8 protein-coding genes are annotated in these 19,627 nt (G+C 46.4%); 6 read left to right on the forward strand and 2 right to left on the reverse strand.

Features of this window, described 5'->3' with window-relative positions; genetic code table 11:
- The first annotated feature begins 9 nt into the window (after positions 1-9).
- From Q1A86_RS06900 to Q1A86_RS06925, 6 genes are all read left to right on the forward strand, one after another.
- Positions 10-1,407 carry a tetrathionate reductase family octaheme c-type cytochrome gene (locus Q1A86_RS06900; RefSeq protein WP_299804578.1) on the forward strand — a complete coding sequence of 466 codons (1,398 nt, stop codon included), beginning with the start codon at positions 10-12 and terminating at the stop codon, positions 1,405-1,407.
- A 310-nt stretch (positions 1,408-1,717) separates the two neighbouring features.
- On the forward strand, positions 1,718-3,376 hold the full coding sequence (locus tag Q1A86_RS06905) for an ABC transporter transmembrane domain-containing protein (protein ID WP_299804581.1): 1,659 nt from the start codon (positions 1,718-1,720) through the stop codon (positions 3,374-3,376).
- A complete protein-coding gene (locus Q1A86_RS06910; RefSeq protein ID WP_299804584.1) occupies positions 3,373-5,496 on the forward strand; it encodes a peptidase domain-containing ABC transporter in 2,124 nt (707 codons plus the stop codon). Before Q1A86_RS06905 ends, Q1A86_RS06910 begins: the two co-directional genes overlap by 4 nt.
- The gene (locus tag Q1A86_RS06915; RefSeq protein WP_299804587.1) at positions 5,489-6,814 is read left to right on the forward strand and encodes an HlyD family type I secretion periplasmic adaptor subunit; all 1,326 of its coding nucleotides are present in this window, start codon (positions 5,489-5,491) and stop codon (positions 6,812-6,814) included. Before Q1A86_RS06910 ends, Q1A86_RS06915 begins: the two co-directional genes overlap by 8 nt.
- A 14-nt stretch (positions 6,815-6,828) precedes the next feature.
- Positions 6,829-16,098 carry a VCBS domain-containing protein gene (locus Q1A86_RS06920; RefSeq protein WP_299804589.1) on the forward strand — a complete coding sequence of 3,090 codons (9,270 nt, stop codon included), beginning with the start codon at positions 6,829-6,831 and terminating at the stop codon, positions 16,096-16,098.
- A 265-nt stretch (positions 16,099-16,363) separates the two neighbouring features.
- Positions 16,364-17,512, forward strand: coding sequence for a putative sulfate/molybdate transporter (locus Q1A86_RS06925; RefSeq protein WP_299804592.1), 1,149 nt, complete (start codon positions 16,364-16,366; stop codon positions 17,510-17,512).
- A 107-nt stretch (positions 17,513-17,619) separates the two neighbouring features.
- Here Q1A86_RS06925 and Q1A86_RS06930 read toward each other — a convergent pair whose 3' ends face one another.
- Positions 17,620-18,159 carry a response regulator transcription factor gene (locus Q1A86_RS06930; RefSeq protein WP_299804594.1) on the reverse strand — a complete coding sequence of 180 codons (540 nt, stop codon included), beginning with the start codon at positions 18,157-18,159 and terminating at the stop codon, positions 17,620-17,622.
- Positions 18,152-19,456 carry a sensor histidine kinase KdpD gene (locus Q1A86_RS06935; protein ID WP_299804597.1) on the reverse strand — a complete coding sequence of 435 codons (1,305 nt, stop codon included), beginning with the start codon at positions 19,454-19,456 and terminating at the stop codon, positions 18,152-18,154. The genes Q1A86_RS06930 and Q1A86_RS06935 overlap by 8 nt, the downstream gene beginning before the upstream one ends.
- Between the last annotated feature and the right edge of the window lie 171 nt (positions 19,457-19,627).

Genomic DNA, 19,627 nt, shown 5'->3' on the forward strand with positions numbered 1-19,627 from the left:
AGATTAACCATGAAAACCTTAGCTATCACACTGAGCCTGCTAATCACCATACTATATTGTAATAGTAGTTTGGCGGCTCAAGATCACAGTGAATTTATCGAAGGGCCCTTTGCTACTGGCTCTGACGTCACAACCCTGTGTATAGAGTGTCATGAAGATCACGCCGCTGATTTTATGAAATCATCACACTGGACCTGGGAGCTTGAACAGACTCTCCCCGGCCGCACGGTAAAGCGTGGCAAGAAGAACACCATCAATAACTTCTGCGTCGCCATCTCTAGCAATGAACCTCGCTGCACCAGTTGTCATGCTGGTTACGGCTGGAAAGATAATAACTTCGATTTTAACGATATGACCAAAGTCGACTGCCTTATCTGCCACGACACAACGGGAACCTATGTTAAAGATCCCGCAGGCGCTGGCGAAGTCTTAGCAAAAGTAAACCTTGAACGTGTTGCGCAAAATGTCGGTACTCCTGTACGAGATAACTGCGGTACCTGTCACTTTTACGGTGGCGGCGGTGACGGCGTCAAGCATGGCGACCTCGACTCTTCAATGTCCTATCCAGACAAACGCACCGATGTACATATGGATGTCGACGGTAATGACTTCCAATGTCAGGAGTGTCACACCACCAAAGAGCACCAGATTACCGGTAACGCCATGGGAGTTTCTCCCGGTGGTGACAATCCGATTGGCTGCATCAACTGCCATGATAGTGCCCCCCATCAGAAGCAGAAACTCAATGACCACGGTCAGGCTGTTGCCTGCCAAACATGTCACATTCCAGAGTTTGCCAAAAATGAGCCAACCAAGATGAGTTGGGACTGGTCTACAGCAGGTTCAAACCGCGAACAGACCACCGATAAATATGGCAAGCACAGCTATATGAAAAAGAAAGGCGACTTCGTCTGGGCTAAGAATGTAACACCTCAATACGCTTGGTATAACGGCAATGCTGATGCCTATATGGCGGGAGATAAGATGCAGCCCAAGGCGGTCACGAAGCTGACCCATCCCTTAGGTGATATCAATGACCCCAACGCCAAGATCACCCCTTTCAAGGTACACACGGGCAAGCAAATCTATGACAAGAAGTTGAATATTTTTATCACCCCGAAAGTCTTCGGCAAGGATGGCTATTGGAAAACCTTTGACTGGGACAAAGCTGCCCGACTCGGCATGGAGAAAAACCCAAATATGCTCGAAAAAGGGATCAAATACAGCGGTGAATATAGCTTTGCGGCAACCGAAATGTGGTGGCCAATCAATCATATGGTCTCACCTAAAGAGGACGCCCTTAAGTGTAAGGACTGCCATAATCAGCAAGGGCGACTCGACTGGCAAGCCCTAGGCTATGAAGGCGATCCCATGAAGGTGAAAGATGGTCAAAGACACGCACAATAAATTAAGTCGTCACTTAAATAAATGCTAAAGCCATTACGTTAAATAGTTAGTTTAAACAGTTACTAAAATAGTACTCCCATCAACTAGCCTTGCTACCTCTCCTTAGCAAGGCTATTCGTCAGCCATGCTCTAAGCAGGCTGACGCTTTCTCAAGGACCTCTTAATAACCAACATTGTGCCACACACCGGAGTAAACACCTACGCGCCTCACTTAGCCAACCTGTTAACACACTGTTATGTATTGTCTATCTTTTAAACATACCCTATTCTCTAAACATGCTTTCAAAAGTAATTAGGGATGATATAAACGATGAGAGAGAACTTCAGTCTAATAAAAACTAATCGGGCTTGGGCAGAGCTATTGCTGTCATCAACGTTTATCAATCTGCTATCTCTCGCCTTACCTTTCACTATGCTACAAATTTACGACCGTATTTTGCCTAACCAAGGCTATGGCACCGCTAGCGTGTTGGCTTCTGCCGTTGGCGTAGCGATTTTACTTGAACTGCTCTTACGTTATTCCCGTAGCTGGTTGCTGGCATCCTCAGCCGCCAATTTTGAGCTACAAACCACGACTAAGGTGGTGTCAGCCTTAATGCAATCAGACTACCATCATGTGGAAAATCTAGGTACAGGTAGGGTATCAAATGGTCTTGCCAGCATCGCCACAATGCGAGAGATCTACTCAGGACAAGCACTTGTGGCACTGATGGATTTTCCTTTTGTAGTTATTTTTCTCGCGTTGGTCGCCTATATCGGCGGCCCGTTAGTATTTATTCCCATTGCGGTATGGGCGGTTATTGGTGGTTTAGTCTTTTTTATCGGTCAAAAGCTTAACCGTGCAACTCAAGATTTAGCACTCACCGATAGTGAACGCTCTCGTATGCTGATCTTGGTACTATCAGGCTTAACCACAGCAAAGGCGTTGGCATTAGAAACCCGACTATCGGCGATTTATAGCGAGATTAATTACCGTCGCTTGGCGCAGCAGCAACAAGTCGATTGGTTATCGTCCAAGCTACAAGAGCTGATCCAAGGTGCGTCCCAAGGAACTACCTTGCTGATAGTGCTGATCGGTTGTTTTGAAGTGCTCAATGGTGATCTCACGACTGGTGGGTTAGCAGCTTGTTCGATTCTGGCAGGCAGAGCCATCGCGCCGCTCAGTGCCATAATTAGTCTGCGTTCGCGACTCGCAAGCGCCAATACCGCGATGAATCATGTCAATGATCTCACCAAGTTACCTGCAGAGATGTTTAAAGGCAGCACTCAATACCAACAAAAACTGCCATTAGGTCCCATCCAATTTGACAATGTGGCCAGCGTTCAAGTTGGTGCAAAACTCAACAACTTTAATCTATCCATTCCAAGTGGCAGTTTAGTCACAGTAACCTCAGATCCTCTTACCCATGCAAGTTTACTACTTAGTGTCATCGGTGCTTTTCACCATTTAGAGCAAGGAAGAATAACCATTGCAGGGGTTGAGCAAAGTGAACATAAGGCCAATGAATACCGTCAATCAGTCACCTATGTCTCGCCTTGGCCAACACTATTTGCCGGCAGCTTACTTGAAAACATGACCATGTATAGACCTGAGCGAGAATCACTGGCGATGGAGGTAGCTGAAGCGTTGGGGCTCACGACTAGCATCGCCCAACTACCTGCAGGTTATCAAACCGAAGTGGGTGTCAGCGACAGTCAAATGCTCAATAAAGGTGCAATTAAACTTATTGCCTTAGTCAGAGCTTTTGTGCAATCCCCCTCTATCTTACTGCTTGATGAACCAATGATTTCACTCGATGCAGATTCACAGACGCGGCTAATCAATGTCATTAAAAAATATAAAGGCAAGATGACCATTATCTGTGCCTCCCACTTTAGTGAACTCGCTAATAATAGCGAGCTCAGGGTGAATATTGATAACACTGGAAAATGTCAGATTTTGGCTTCTGCTACGGAGGTTAATTTATGAACTCAATCAATCAAACCCAGCCAATCGAGGGGAAAAGATCGCCCACAGATTCGATAGAATTGAAAAATATACTCATCGCTTTGTTGCAACAGATCGGACTATTTTCGCAAGCGACGAATATTCTCAATGACGATGCAATAAAAACGATTGATACCGTTAAGCTCGCTTATTTACTGCAAAAGCATCATATCGGTTACTCGGTATTTAAAACTCATAAACAAGCCATATCTCAAGCTATTCACCCCTTTATTATCATCCCTGATGATAAACCTGCGGTTATGGCCAGACGTAGAGGTGAACAATATGAAATATTTGAGCAACAAACAGAGCAATGGCAAGCCGTAACGACACAAGATTTACCGCTTATAGGCCACGTTTTTGTTATCGAGAGTCTACCTAGCAGTAAGCAAAATATTCGCGCATTTGCTGCACATATGAGTAAACGCACCAAGTGGTATCGACCTGTATTTTGGCTCAGCCTACTATCGAGCATTACCGGACTTGCAGTCCCACTGTTCACTATGGCGGTTTATGATCGCGTCATCGGTGGACAAGCCCCAGACGTGCTGCCGACTATCGCCCTTGGTGCCGCATTAGCCTTAGCGATATTAGTCACCACTCGCTTAACACGAGCTAATGTTCTTGCAACGACTAGTAACCGTTTTGCTCGAGATCTTTCTGACCTCACCTTTAAACGGTTGTTAAGTATGCCGCTGATGGTGTTATCTCGTGTTGGCAGCTCTAACCATATGGCACGTATGCGTAATGCCGAAAAAGTAAGGACACTACTTTCTGGTCCTAGTGGCGCGGGGTTAGTCGATCTGCCCTTTACTGCTATTGCACTTATCACTATTGCACTATTGAGTGGCTGGCTGGTTATCGTTCCTTTGGTGATGCTTCTACTATTTTATTGGGTGATGAAAGCGGTAAATAAATACGCTCAATCGGCCTCTCCCACCATTAGTGGTGATTATCAAAACTCCATTAATGAACTAGCCAAGAACCTACTGCAACTTAAAACCAGTGGTGAAACAGATGGCTGGAATACTAAGTTTGCTAGGCAATGTAAGGAGAACTGTCGGCAGAACTTTCTTTATGCCAAACGCAATGGATTAAATGCTGCTGTCGCCCATGCGATGAGCTTACTCACTGCATTAGTCACCGTATTTACGGGCATATTTTTAGTGCTTAACCAAAGTATTAGTCCCGGCTCACTTATTGCCTGTGTGATGCTTATTTGGCGTATTACTGGGCCGGCACAACTGGCATTTTCATCTAGCCAGAAGATCAGCATGATGGATATAGCGATTAAACAGTTTGATCGTTTTATGCAAGCTGGAACTGAGAACAGTGAATTAAGGCTTGATACTCCTGCAACGCATACTCCGCCAGCGATTAGTTTTCAGCACGTTACTTTGCGTTATGGTGCAGATGTGGATCCAGCCCTTGCTGGTGTAAGTGTCGATATAGAGCCGGGAGAAAATGTTGCTATCATCGGTCCTAATGCCTGCGGCAAAACCTCTCTGTTACTTGCCGCTATGGGAGTTGCGGAGGCACAAGCTGGGTACGTAAGTGTTAATGGTAAAAACCTAAAGCAATATGATCCTGAAGCTTATCGAAAATGGGCGGCATTTTGTCCAGCTGAACCGGATCTATTCCCAGGCTCTTTAGCCTATAACCTACGAATAGCAAAACAAGATGCCACCGATGAAGAACTGATTGCGGCCATCAAAGCGGCGGGGGGCGAGTCATTGTTTAATGCGCTAGACAATGACCTCAATATCGATCTGTTTAACCGCGGTCACACACTACTCTCTGCCGTTGAAGGCAGCTATATCAGTCTAGCTCGAGCATTGCTTAAGCAATCAAGCTTAATCATTCTTGACGAACCCATCGCCAACCGTAATCCGGCAGCTAAAGCTCAGCTATTGGAAACATTCAATTCGCTTAAAGGTAAAAGTACCGTGCTATTTACCAGTCATGATCAAGAGTTGATCCAGCAAGCTGACAAAGTCGTCATTTTGGATAAAGGCGCGGTCGTTTATGCAGGCCCTATCCCCGAACAATCAGCTCAACAACCACAATCTGCAGCACCTCAGGAGAACCTCCCTAATGGATAATCGTCAACTAGCGAATCGAGTATGGCCTGAGCACGAGTTTACCGATGCCATTGAAGCGCCTGCGGAAAGAAAATTTATTAAACGCATCATATTTTTGATCACAGGATCAGTTCTTATTATGTTGCTTTGGTCACTCTTTGCTCAGGTCGAAGAGATCTCTAAATCTAAAGGACAAGTCGTCCCACTTGGCCACCGTCAGATAATACAGAGCCGTGCAGGCGGAACGATTGCATCTGTGGTGGTAGAGGAAGGAGATGTGGTTAAAAAGGGTGATGTACTCGCTAGCTTTGTTTCTATAGATAGCCAATCAGCCGAAGAGGAACTCGCCAGTAAACGCGCTAATTTGATCCTAAGAATTGAGCGCTACGAAGCTTTTATCGATCAAAGGAAAGCAAATTTCATTGAGTTTGAGTCAGAATATCCGCAGTTAGTTAAACTGCATACCGCCTCGCTTAACCGCATGAACCAAGAACGGTTAGCAATGCAACAGCTGTCAAAGTCTGATATCGCTAAGTCGCAAGCGGAGATCGACGGCCTTAAAGCAGAGATCCCACCGCTCAGTGACCAGATTAAGTCTGCCGAGCAGACGCTTAATATGATGCTATCGGTAACCGCTGAGCAAGCGGTATCTAAGCTTAGAATTTTAGAGTCGCAACAAAAACTTGATTCCTATATGCGCGAGCTTAAAGGAATGGAAAGTAAGCAGCAGGTCTTGTCTAAGAACTTGCTCAATTTAGAGCAGCAACTAAAACAGAAACAAGCCACCTTGCTAAAAGAGGTCGGCGAGAAACGAACTGATGCTCAAGCCGAACTGCTAGGCATTATCGCTCGCTTAAAATCATCGGGATCTTTGGTATCACAAAATACAGTTACAGCTCCCGTTGACGGTATTATTCAATCGCTCCCTTCCTCTTCCACTGGCAGTGTTATTCAACCTGGCGGCACCGTTGCGGTTATCGTACCGATGACGAAAACCGGCCTAATGGAAGCCAAGCTATCCCCCCGCGATATTGGTTTTGTCAAAGTCGGCCAGCCTGTACGAATTAAAATTGATGCTTTTGACTACAGCCGTTATGGCGCACTCGATGGCATTGTAAAGCGCATTTCTCCAAGTACTGATTCAGATGAAAAAGGCGGTGTGTTTTATAAAGTCCAGATCAGCATAGATAAGCCATACTTTGCTGATAAACCCGGTCAGTTTGACTTAATCCCTGGGATGACGGGGGAAGCAGACATAGTCACTGGAGATAAAACTGTTTTTCAGTATCTATGGAAGCCTGTTTTTACCAACGTAACAGAAGCTTTTGGTGAGCGCTAAAAAGGAAGTAGAACATGAGTCAAGACGATAAAAAATCAACACCAAATGCTAATACACCAGAAGCGATTGAAGCTGAGAAAAAACAGCAAGCTCAACACGCTAAACAAAAAGCTAAACAAGTCGACAAAGATGTTGCTCGTCTAAAGGCTAAAGAACTGCGTGATACTGGTGGTAAAACAAGCATCATCGGTAATAAAGACTTAGTTGCAGATAAATCTTGGAGTGCTACTGGTCCGATAGTCAATGAGGACTCAAGCGACTCTCAAACAGAAACGGCGCATTTAGCACAACCACACACCGAGCAAATTGATACAGAGACTCAAGCTGTAAAAACTGCACAACCTTCTCAACCGAATCAAGCGACAACAGATACAACCGCTAGCCCTGCAGCTCCACATAATCCAAATGCTCGCCCTCAAGGCTCCAGTGAAACCACTGGTCTGCATTCAGGCGCCCACTTTCACGCTAGTGCAGGTGGTGCGATAGGCTTAAGTAGCATTGCCAAACCATTAACGTTTACCGCAAATCAACAGAATCATCCCCACTTTACCGTTACTTTGAAAGCCGCTGCACTCGAAAAAACAACAATAACAGACGAAAAAAATCTCCATACCACAGTATTACACCCAGCTGGCACTGGCACAGGTACTGGCACAGGTACTGGCACAGGTACTGGCACAGGTACTGGCACAGGTACTGGCACAGGTACTGGTACTGGTACTGGCACTGGCACTGGCACTGGCACTGGCACTGGCACTGGCACTGGCACTGGCACTGGCACTAATGAAAAGCCTCTCTCTGTAGAGATTCAACAACAAATTCAACAATTAAAAGAAGATTCAAGTACTGATACTGTTACTGGAACATTGCATGCTCAAGGCCATAATTCAGCTCAAATAAACTGGAGCATCAGCCAATCACAAGGGCAATTTGGGATACTAAATGTAGAACCAGCAACCGGACAATGGCATTACCAACTCAATAACGCGGCACAAGCAACAAATGCATTAGTCGAGAACGAGCACCACACTGAACAGTTTATAGTGACGGCGACTGACAACGAAGGTAATCATGTACAAACAACCATCGCTGTTGAAGTTGAAGGCAGCAACGATCTACCCAGTATTTCCGGAGTACATCACGCAGCACTGAATGAAAAAGGCACCATAGATAGTACATCAGGCAGTTTGATCGCTACCGATCCCGATAATGGTGACAAGATCAGCTGGTCAATAGCTAATGGACAGGGTCAACTGGGCGAACTAACTATAGAGCCAGATACTGGCACTTGGCATTATCAACTCAATAACCAAAAACCAGCAACACAAGCACTAAATCAAGGACAAGTCGCGACCGAAACCTTCACCGTTATTGCCACAGACAGCTCAGGCCAACCTGTTACTCAGCAGGTAACAATTGAAGTTACTGGCAGCAATGAGTCAGCGCAAATTGGTGGCACATCTACAGGGACAATGACTGAAGATCTCAAAGTATCAGTAACCCCTAGTAGTGAAGAGTTGACTACCGAAGGTCTGCTAACGATTACTGATCCTGATGCAGGTCAAAATCAGTTCACCGTCGATTTATTGCAAGGTCAGTACGGTCAGCTCAGTATCGACAATATGGGTCACTGGATCTATACCGTCGATAATTCTCAAACCGTGATTCAAGGGCTCAAAACTGGCGAGTCGCTCACCGAGACCTTACAGGTACACTCTATCGATGGCACCGAGCAGCAAGTCACCGTCACTATTAATGGTACTGACGATAAAGCGGTGATTGCGGGTACGGCTAGCACGACCCTCACTGAAGATAAAAATCTGGCCAGTGGTGGTACGCTGCGCGCCGATGGACAGCTCAGGGTTAGCGATTTAGATAGCGGTGAAAATCAGTTCACTGCCGATTCACTGCAAGGTCAGTACGGTCAGCTTAGCATCGACAATACCGGCCATTGGACCTATACCGCTGATAATTCACAAAACATTATTCAGGGTCTAAAAACCGGCGAGTCGCTCACCGACACTGTATTGGTACATTCAGCAGATGGCACCGAGCAAAAAATCACGGTCACCATTAATGGCACCGATGACAAAGCCGTGATTGTCGGAACCGCTACAGCGAGCCTCACTGAGGATAGCAACCTCGTCAGTGGTGGTACGCTGCGCGCCGATGGACAGCTCAGGGTTAGCGATTTAGATAGCGGTGAAAATCAGTTCACTGCCGATTCACTGCAAGGTCAGTACGGTCAGCTTAGCATCGACAATACCGGCCATTGGACCTATAGCGCTGATAATTCACAAAACATTATTCAAGGTCTAAAAACCGGTGAGTCGCTCACCGACACTGTATTGGTACATTCAGCGGATGCTACCGAGCAAAAAATCACAGTGACCATTAATGGCACCGATGACAAAGCCGTGATTGCCGGAACCGCTACAGCGAGCCTCACTGAAGATAGCAACCTCGCCAGCGGCGGCATGCTGCGCGCCGATGGACAGCTCAACGTTAGCGATTTAGATAGCGGTGAAAACCAGTTCACAGCCGATTCACTGCAAGGTCAGTACGGTCAGCTTAGCATCGACAATACCGGCCACTGGACCTATACCGCCGATAATTCTCAATCCTTGATTCAGGGGCTCAAAACCGGTGAGTCGCTCACCGACACTTTGTTGGTACATTCAGCGGATGGCACCGAGCAAAAAATCACGGTGACCATTAATGGCACCGATGACAAAGCCGTGATTGTCGGAACCGCTACAGCGAGCCTCACTGAGGATAGCAACCTCGCCAGCGGCGGCATGCTGCGCGCCGATGGACAGCTCAGGGTTAGCGATTTAGATAGCGGTGAAAATCAGTTCACTGCCGACTCACTGCAAGGTCAATACGGTCAGATCAGTATCGATAATACTGGCCATTGGACCTATACCGCAGATAATTCTCAATCCTTGATTCAGGGGCTCAAAACCGGTGAGTCGCTCACCGACACTGTATTGGTACATTCAGCGGATGGTGCCGAGCAAAAAATCACGGTGACCATTAATGGCACCGATGACAAAGCCGTGATTGCCGGAACCGCTACAGCGAGCCTCACTGAAGATAGCAACCTCGCCAGCGGCAGCATGCTGCGCGCCGATGGACAGCTCAACGTTAGCGATTTAGATAGCGGTGAAAATCAGTTCACTGCCGACTCACTGCAAGGTCAATACGGTCAGATCAGTATCGATAATACTGGCCATTGGACCTATACCGCAGATAATTCTCAATCCTTGATTCAAGGGCTCAAAACCGGTGAGTCGCTCACCGAGACCTTCCAGGTGCACTCTGTCGATGGCACCGAGCAGCAAGTCACCGTCACCATTAATGGTACTGATGACAAGGCGGTTATCTCAGGGTTATCTACGGCAAGCTTGACCGAAGATAAAGACCTTTATCAGAGTCAACTTAGAGCGGACGGACAACTATCTGTAACCGACGCGGATACTGGTGAAAATCAGTTTCAGGCCGAAAACGTTCATGGGCAATATGGGCTGTTAAGTATCAATAACCAAGGTCATTGGACCTATACAGCTGATAATCAGCAAGCCGCTGTTCAAGGGCTAAAAATTGGCGAGTCGATGACTGATACGCTATTGGTACATAGTGCCGAGGGCAGTGAGCAACTGGTCGTTATCACCATTCAGGGCACATCAGACACGGCCATCATAGCCGGTATGGATAAGGGTGACGTCACCGAAGATGTCAACGCTTATTCAGCAGTAAGTTGGCTTCCCAACATGATTCACACAAGAGGCCAGCTAACCATTAGTGATCCTGATACAGGCCAGTCTCACTTTGATTTAAAGAGCTTTATTCAGTGGGCAGCTCACCCCGAGTTAGCACCTTATACTAGCCAGTTAGGCGGCAAACTCAGCCTAGACAAAACTGGCGGGTGGGAATATATCATTGATACCACAAAACCTAATATTCAAGCGTTAGGTGCCGGTGAAACACTTAAAGATTGGGTTACGATTCATTCTAGTGATGGTACACAACACACCATAGAGGTGAGCATTCACGGCAGTAATGACAAACCAAATGTTAGTGGTGCAGTGTTACTACCATCAGGTACTGAAGACACTAATATTCGAATAACTTCAACCGAACTATTAGCTAATGCGACCGACATAGACCACAACGATATCAACCTGCTCAGTATCGCCAATCTACATGCCGACCATGGTTCTATCCTTGATAACCTTGATGGTAGCTTCACCTTTACGCCAGAGAAAGACTACGACGGTCAGGTTCATTTCACCTATGATGTAAAAGATGCCCATGGCGGGGTCACGCATACAGGGGCAACCACAAACCTGGTTTCGGTTAATGATGCCTCAATACTCTCCAACCAGCTAACAACTGTCGAGGTAACTGAAGACAAAACTTCAAGTTCATCATCAAATCATCTGATTTCGTTTTGGAGCAACCTTGATACCACAGATGTTGATAGCTCAAAAGAAGCCCAGATTGTTCAAATAGAAATTAACGGCGTGGTGCATCCAGTTCCATCAGATTTCGGTCTAAACCTGCGAGGTGACTATGGTACTTTTGTTACCACCCACAGCACTGACGGGCACAATAAGTGGCGTTATGAGGCAAGCAATACCAACCCTGAGATCCAAGGATTAAAAGATGGTCAAAGTTTAACGGACTCAATGACCTTAATAACCGCTGATGGTACAAGGATACCGATTAGTGCCACCATACGTGGTACAGATGACCATGTGATTATCGATACACCTTCGTCAACGGTTGCCTCGTTGAGCACTGCGATAGAGGACAGTAAAAGTTCGGTATCAGGTGTGCTTCTTGCCCATGATTTAGACACCGATGATAGCGTTCATTTTCAAGCACAATCCACTGCTGGCAACTACGGAACGCTGTCAGTGAGTAAAGATGGCACTTGGCATTATGATTTAGACCACGCTAAATCAAACAGCCTAAGAACAAGCGATAATATTGCCGAAAGCTTTGATGTCGTTGCAATTTCAAGTGATGGTTCAAAGGCAACACAACATATTCAAGTAAATGTACAAGGCGCGAAAGATTCTGCAATCATCACTGAAGTCTCTACAGGAACTGTGATTGAAGACGGCTCCCACAAATTTACTAATAATGGTATTACCAAAGAGCTAGCTAACGGACAACTGCACGTTAGCGACCCAGACTCAGGCGAAAACCACTTTCAATACAGCCAATTTGGTGAAACCAAAATCTATGACCCATTCGGTGGACACTTAAGAATAGATAGCGCAGGTAACTGGGGGTATAGCGTTAATAATAACTCGTTACAACACCTTGCGGCAGGACAAACTGAAGAGGTGATTTATCGGGTACATAGCCGAGATGGTACTCCTTATGAACTTCATATTAAGGTCGAAGGAACCAATGACGCCCCCACAGTGACTAAGGTAAACCTAAGTCACGGCACTGAAGATGTAAACTATCAAATGCAAGCCAGTCAGTTTGGATTTACTGATGTTGATAGCAGCGACTCATTACACAGTGTTACCTTCACCACCCTGCCAGATCCTGCGACTTTCGGTAAATTTCTACTTGATGGCAATGACATCAGTTCAGGACAAACCATTACAGCAAACGACATCAGCAAGCTGCAATTTGTGCCAGTCAAAGACTATAACGGCGACGTCAATTTTCAATACACAGTCAATGATGGCCATACTGACTCGGCTATCGCCAGTAACACTTTGCATATCGAAGCTTCTGGAGATACAGCCACCATTGATGGGCAAACACAGTCCACTGGCAGTGCTTCTATTACTGAAGATTCAGCCACCAGCACAATATCGGGCCAATTAACCTTAATCGATCCCGATACTGGCGAAGACAAGTTCGCTGCCAATACTCAAATACTAGGCCAATATGGTCAACTCGCTGTAGATGAAGACGGCAGCTGGCATTACGCGCTCAACAATACAGCCACAGCGGTCAATGCCTTAAATGCAGGGGAGCAACTCACCGACACAGTAGTCGTAACCTCACCCGATGGCACAGCTAGCAAGACCATTGTGATTACCATCCACGGTCATACAGATACGCCAACTTTACAGCTACAAGAATCCGGCACAACCCAAGGATTAGATCTTTTTGCTGGCATTCAAGGTAATCAAGTTAGCCAGCTACAATACTCTACTGACGGGATCAACTTTAGTAGCCAAGTCCCGGCAGGGTTTAGTTTAGGCGGCGATGGTCATACGTTAGAAGTGGATCCGTCCAACAGCAGTTATGATCACTTAGCTAATGGCGTTCAACACAAGATCTGGATCAACTACCAACTACAAGAGGGCAGCGGCAGTAATACTCACCAATCAAGCCAACAAGCACAAGTAATTATCAGCGGAACAAGTGATCAGCCTATTATTCATAGTTTCAAAGCAAATTCAGATCAATATAGTGGCCCAGTAACCGGGAACTTACTGCAAGGTGCAACCGATCTTGACGATGGTGCACAACTCATTTTACAAGATCTGCAATTTAAAGATCCCAACACCCAGCATTACGTCAGTGTACATTCTGGGCAGGACGTGTCGATTACCGGTGTTGGCCAAATACACATAGCGACAAACGGTGACTATCGCTTCACTCCAGAAGCAAGCTTTAGTGGTGATGTACCTGGGTTTATTTATCGTGTGGTTGATACCCATGGAGACTATAGAGATGAAAGCCAAAATACGCTAAATATCCATATAAACCCCAATCATCAACCCACAGTGCAAACCATTAGCGCCAGTACAGCGGAAGACACTGATTATAACTTTAGCGCTGCAAGTTTTGGCTATCAAGACTGCGACAATGATGCTTTAGCTGGGCTAACAATCACTCAACTTCCCGATCCTGCTAACGGTCATTTACTTGTTAATGGCCATGCTATAAGCCAAGGGCAAACCATTAATGCCAATGATATTGCTCATCTGCTGTTTAGGCCTGCTGCCAATTTTAATGGTGACGCTCACTTCAGCTATGTCGCCAATGACGGCCATCAAGATTCAGCCGCGCATACCGCAGTACTCACCGTTAGCGCCGTTAATGATTTGCCAGTGTTAACCATTAACCAAACCAGTCACACACAAGGAAGCTTAATCGCAACCGATGTTGATACAGGCGATACACATACATTTTCAGCGCCAATTCTGACTGGCAGCTTTGGCAGTTTATCTGTTGACCCTGACAGCGGCGCTTATGTCTATACCCAGAATAACTCTGTGGCACATATGAGCTATAACCCCGCCACAGCAACCTATAGCGGTGTCGATGTATTTGAAGTTAAGGTCAGTGATAATCACGGTGGCGTGGCAAGTCAATTTATCAGTTTTAATGCCCAAGCAACGCTTAGCAACACGGCTGGCGCAGTAGTAATAACAAGCAGTGTACCCACTCAACCAGTGGTAACCGACACTTTGCCAAGCGGCCATATTGTTGCAACGCCTGCAATAAATCACGTCAGTATCGATCTCTGTACAACAAGTGACACAGGCCAAAGTCATAGCGATGATTTAACCTCAGACGCCACACCTGACATTACAGGGCACACTGATATTCCTTTCTCTAGAGTGACCATTTACGATGGTAATAATCCCGTTGGTCACGCCTTATCTGATGCCAATGGTAACTATAGTGCAACCTTATCAAGCTTAACTGAAGGACTGCATAGCCTGTCAGCTAAAGCCCTTGCACCATCATCCATAGTACCAACCGTTTCATCGGGGCTCGATGTTGAGATTGATACTCATGCCAGCGCAACTATCCAGCTTGATCCCATCACTGCTGACAATATTATTAACGCGCAAGAAAGCCATACCTCGGTGAATGTAACCGGTAGCGTTGGCGGTGATGCCCAGCAAGGAGACGTAGTCACGTTAACCCTTAATCAACAGCAATACACTGGTACGGTTGATAGCCATGGTCAGTTTAGCATTGTTGTTACAGGCAGCGAATTAGCGTCGCAGTCATCGATATCAGCCAGTGTGACGACCTCAGACAACGCCGGCAACTCAGCTCAAGCGAGCCAGACTCTGCAGTATGAAACCGATCTTCAAGTTGGCCGACCTAGCATCACCTTTGAAAATCCCGGCAGTGATAACTTATACAGTAAAGCAGAAATCGCCCATGGTAATGCAGGTACTATTACTGCCACAGTGCATGCTGCTGCAGATGCCAAAGTGGGCGAGCATCTCAACATTAATGGTGTAGACCATCAGCTTGATGCCAATAGTCTGGCTAATGGGATCTCACTCGAAGTCGCACCAAGTAGCATAATCAAAGCCATCATGACTGATGAGCACGGCAACGTGAACTCCGCCTTAAACATGGCAGCAGGCGCTAAACCTGATCCCATCGTTGTCACTGCACCACCAGGCAGCCATCACATTGGCGCCTCACTAGGCGTACCAACACTCATTCCGGGGCAAACTCCGGTACCTGTCGCTGAACAAGGTTGGAAAATTTTAATCAACGGTCATTACCAAACATCCTATACCAGTCAATGGGGCACCTTAACGATTGACCCTAAAACCGGTCAGCTGAATTATCAAGAGCATGGAAATACCCATACTGGTCCCCATGGGAGCGCTCAAAATGTTGGCGTGCATGAAGATAGATTTGAAGTCGCCCTTCAAGGCTCACATCACGACGATGTGGTAATGCATGTTCAGGTAAGTATCTTGAGCCATGGTCCCGGCAATAGCGGCAAGCTGACTTTAGGATCTGAAGTGCTAGATATGACAGTGACTCCTGTTATTGGCCAGCAAACTCCACCTCCGCCAGCTCCTTTCGCACATGATGCACCGCAGGAGAGTAACGATTTCATAGTGAATATAGATCTTGTCGACGATGCCATTCCTGCATCATCAGAGGAGCAGACTGTAAGCCGCATTGAGCAAGCTAGCGATGCCGACGACTCACCAGCAGCGTTAACGACTTCAGCCCCCGTTGATCATTACTTAAAAATGGTCGGAATAAGTCAGCAAGATCTTCACTCTAGCGAATCAACTGCTACAACTGATAACTTGCCGCAAATTGAAACATTAGTGAGTAGTGATCCACATACCGATATGCTCGATATCGTCCAAGTGGACACATTTGATAACCCACTACTTGATGAAGATAAACATGATAAACAGCTAGATTTAGCATCCTTTGATGAGCAGATTGAGCATCAAGGCGATCTTCAATCCGATGATGACGATCTATTGCATCAAGCGTTAAATGATATGCACAATCAAGTTTAAATTAGTCCATATCATTCACCCCATCGTACTGAAAAGTATAAAGTTTGCTCATTTATACTTTTCAGTCGCAAGTTCCAAAACAGAGTTAAATATAAGCGTTTTCGAATACTGGACCAATTGACCACTTTAATTAAAACCTCTAGCCAACTTGTCTCAACTCAGTTGGACAATTACCGTCTTAACAGCATTTTGCTCCCAATTTACCTTGTAATTTGTGGCATCATTCTTGCGATAGCTATAGTGTTCTTTTCCTACGGCAAGCTATATGAGATGTAAGACCAATAAATTTGATAGTGTTAACCAATATTCAGGAGAGTTTAGCGGCGCCTTCGCCGATTTAGGTACCTTTCTTCCCCTCGCGCTAGGTTTAATTGCCCTTAACCATTTCTCCCCCCAAGGGATATTTATGGGTTTTGGTCTATTCGCGTTATTCACCGCGTTCTATTATCGTCGCCCTATTCCCGTGCAGCCGATGAAAGTGATCACCGCCTTAGTCATTGCGCAAGGATTAACACCCGGCATGCTGCAAGCTAGCGGCATGTTGATGGGGCTCATTTTATTAGTGCTGGCATACAGCGGCGCTATTACTTGGATGGCCAAGCAGTTATCCCCCGCCATTAGTATCGGCATTCAATTAGCCATAGGCCTGCAGCTTATTTGGATGGGCGGCCAGATGATGAGTCAAACTTGGCTTATTGGTCTAGTGGCCTTTATCGCTTTATTTTCGAGCAAGTTCTTGCCGATGCGCTACTTGGCAATGCCACTTGTCATCGTGCTTGGCATTATTTGGCAACTTAATAGCGGCACAGCGCCGAGCTTCGATCTATCAGTCTCAACCCCTTGGCAGTTTATCTGGCCAAGTCTTGATGAATGGACCTCGGCTGCTGGTTTATTAGTGTTACCCCAGCTTGCTCTTACTTTAACCAACGCCGTCATAGCCACTTCAGCGATGGCAAAACAGAAGTTTCCAGAAGATGGCGATGCAGCTTTTGCACCTAAACGCTTCGCCACCAGCTCAGGTTGGGCCAACCTATTGCTAGCACCTTTTGGCGCCACAGCCATGTGCCATGGTGCAGGTGGGCTCGCCGTACAGCATCACTTTGGCGCACGCACTTGGTTAGCACCGACAATTTTCGGAAGTACTTGCTTACTGATTGCAGCGTTTTGGGGCCAAGGCATAGCAGGTGTGCTATCGCTTATTCCGCTTGCGATTTTAGGTAGCCTACTGGCTATCGCAGGTACGCAATTGGCGTGGTCACAGCGATTTATCGATGGTAAGCCTTTCTGTATTTTTGTGATTTTATCCACGGCTGCTATCTGCTTACTCGTTAATACCGCAGCCGGATTAGCAACCGGTATTGTGCTAGAGATGGGCCGACGTCAATGGCATCTGTATTACGATCTTAAGCACTAAAATGAACAACACACTCGAGCTCATACAAGAGCGGGCACGGTGAGAATAGAAAAGAGGACACATCCGCGTCCTCTTTTAATTAGCTAATAGCCCGAATTATCGATAGTCTATCTATGATCCGCTGTTGGTTTCTTTAATAACTTTCGCTGCAGTGTGCGTCTATGCATGCCTAGCTGCCTAGCAGTAGCTGAAACGTTGCCGCTATTGGCATTTAGCACCTGCTGAATATGCTCCCATTCTAAACGTTTAGTCGATAGCGGTTCCTCGACTAACGGCTGCATATCATTATCAAATGATGTCACTGATAGCGCGTTTAATAGGGTTTGAGTATCCACCGGTTTAGCCAAATAGTTATCGGCTCCCAACCTAATGGCCTCCACCGCCGTGGCTATGCTGGCATATCCCGTTAGCAGCACCATGGTTACATCGGGGAGTAATTGCCTCAGCGGCGAGATCAACTTAAGGCCGTTCTCCTGCTCCAGCTTCATGTCTAGTAGCACATGAGTCGGGCGAAATTGTCTGGCTAACAGCAAGCCTTGAGTGGCGTCGTGGCACTGCTGACATTCGAACCCTTGCTTAGCCATACGTCGAGCCAACACGCTGGCTAAGGCCGTATCATCTTCAATAATCAGTAACTTTTTAGCCATGATACTCTCCATTGCCGCTATCGTGGCTAATTGGGAAGCAAACCTCTGCAACCGTGCCGCCCTCTTTGGCACTACCTAATAGCAATTGTCCGCCTAAACGCTCAAAACTGGCATTACTAAGCAGCAGTGCCATCCCCATGCCACGTTCGCTCTCAATCAGCTTGTGTCCCAGCTGTAGCTGCATCTCTTTAGGGATCCCTGCACCATAGTCCCTCACTGAAATACACAGTCTGTCTCGGTCTGCTGCGGCCATAACCGACACAACCACCTTAGCCTCCCCTATGTGAGCGAAACTCGCACTACTGGCATTTTCGATTAATGCTAACAGTGCTGGAAGCAAACTGGCATCCGTCTTTATGGCCTTAGCTGAATGCCCTTCAGTTTGGCTCTCGGTAGTATTATTCAGCTGTAAATCTACCTCAGGCATTAGCAGTAAAACTTGCTGTTTAAGAGTTTCAAGCAGTTCATCAGCAGTTAATAAGCTTTGCTTTTGCTGGCGTATCGATTCGGTAGCCGCTCTCAGCGAGGTAAGTGTTTGCTCACAGCGGACTAGAGCCGTATTCATCTCTTGCAATACCTCTGGCTCACTAATTTGTTCTTCTACGGCTTCATCCACCAGCAAGCGCAAACTCGCTAGTGGCGTAGCTAATTGGTGGGCCATCTGCGCCGAGGCTGTACCGAGCGCTAACAGCCTTTCTTGCCGTAGTTGCGCCTCGCGCATATAGCCTAGCTCTACCTCCTGCTTACGCATTCGTTGCGCAATGTAGGCCACACTGGTAGTCAGCACTAATGCCGAAATCAAGAAGTTAAACCACATCCCTAGATAATGAGAACTCATGTCCATACCATGGTGCTTCATCTGGCTTTCTGGCACGGCAAAAATCATCAGGCTATAGGCAAAGGTCGACAATAAGGCTAAGGCCCAAGGTGCCCACTGAGGCAGCACAACGGCTGCGATTGCAATCGGTAGTAGCAACAAAGAGATAAATGCGTTGGTAGCCCCTCCCGTAAAGTAGAGCCAGGAGATCCAAAACAGAGTATCAATCAGCAACACGATGAAAAAACCATTCTCCAAGCGAGCAATCGCGCTACGGTACCTGAAAGTAAAACCTAAATAGAGGGCCTCTAGGCTCATTCCCCAGTAGAGAACTGGGCTAGTTAGCGATAAGCCAAAAGTGTCTGCAGCAAAGAAGGTTAGTCCTATCTTCAGCAAGAGAGCAGCAAACCTCAATAATGCTAATTGGTCTGTAGCACCAAGATTACGTATAAGTAGATTTTTAAAACGCGTATTGATCATGGGTAATCATTCTTTATTGTTATCGTTTACATCTTTTTAATAAGCCATTGCTATACAAGCTAAAACTCTAGGCTGCTGCAACGCCCTTTCTATTCCAACCCTAAAAGGTATCCTGCTTTTTATCCCTAAACTGGCAAGTCGCTCACAGCTTAAGGGGCAACCCTTTGGACG

The sequence above is a fragment of the uncultured Shewanella sp. genome, assembly GCF_947497935.1.
Classification (GTDB): Bacteria; Pseudomonadota; Gammaproteobacteria; order Enterobacterales; family Shewanellaceae; genus Shewanella.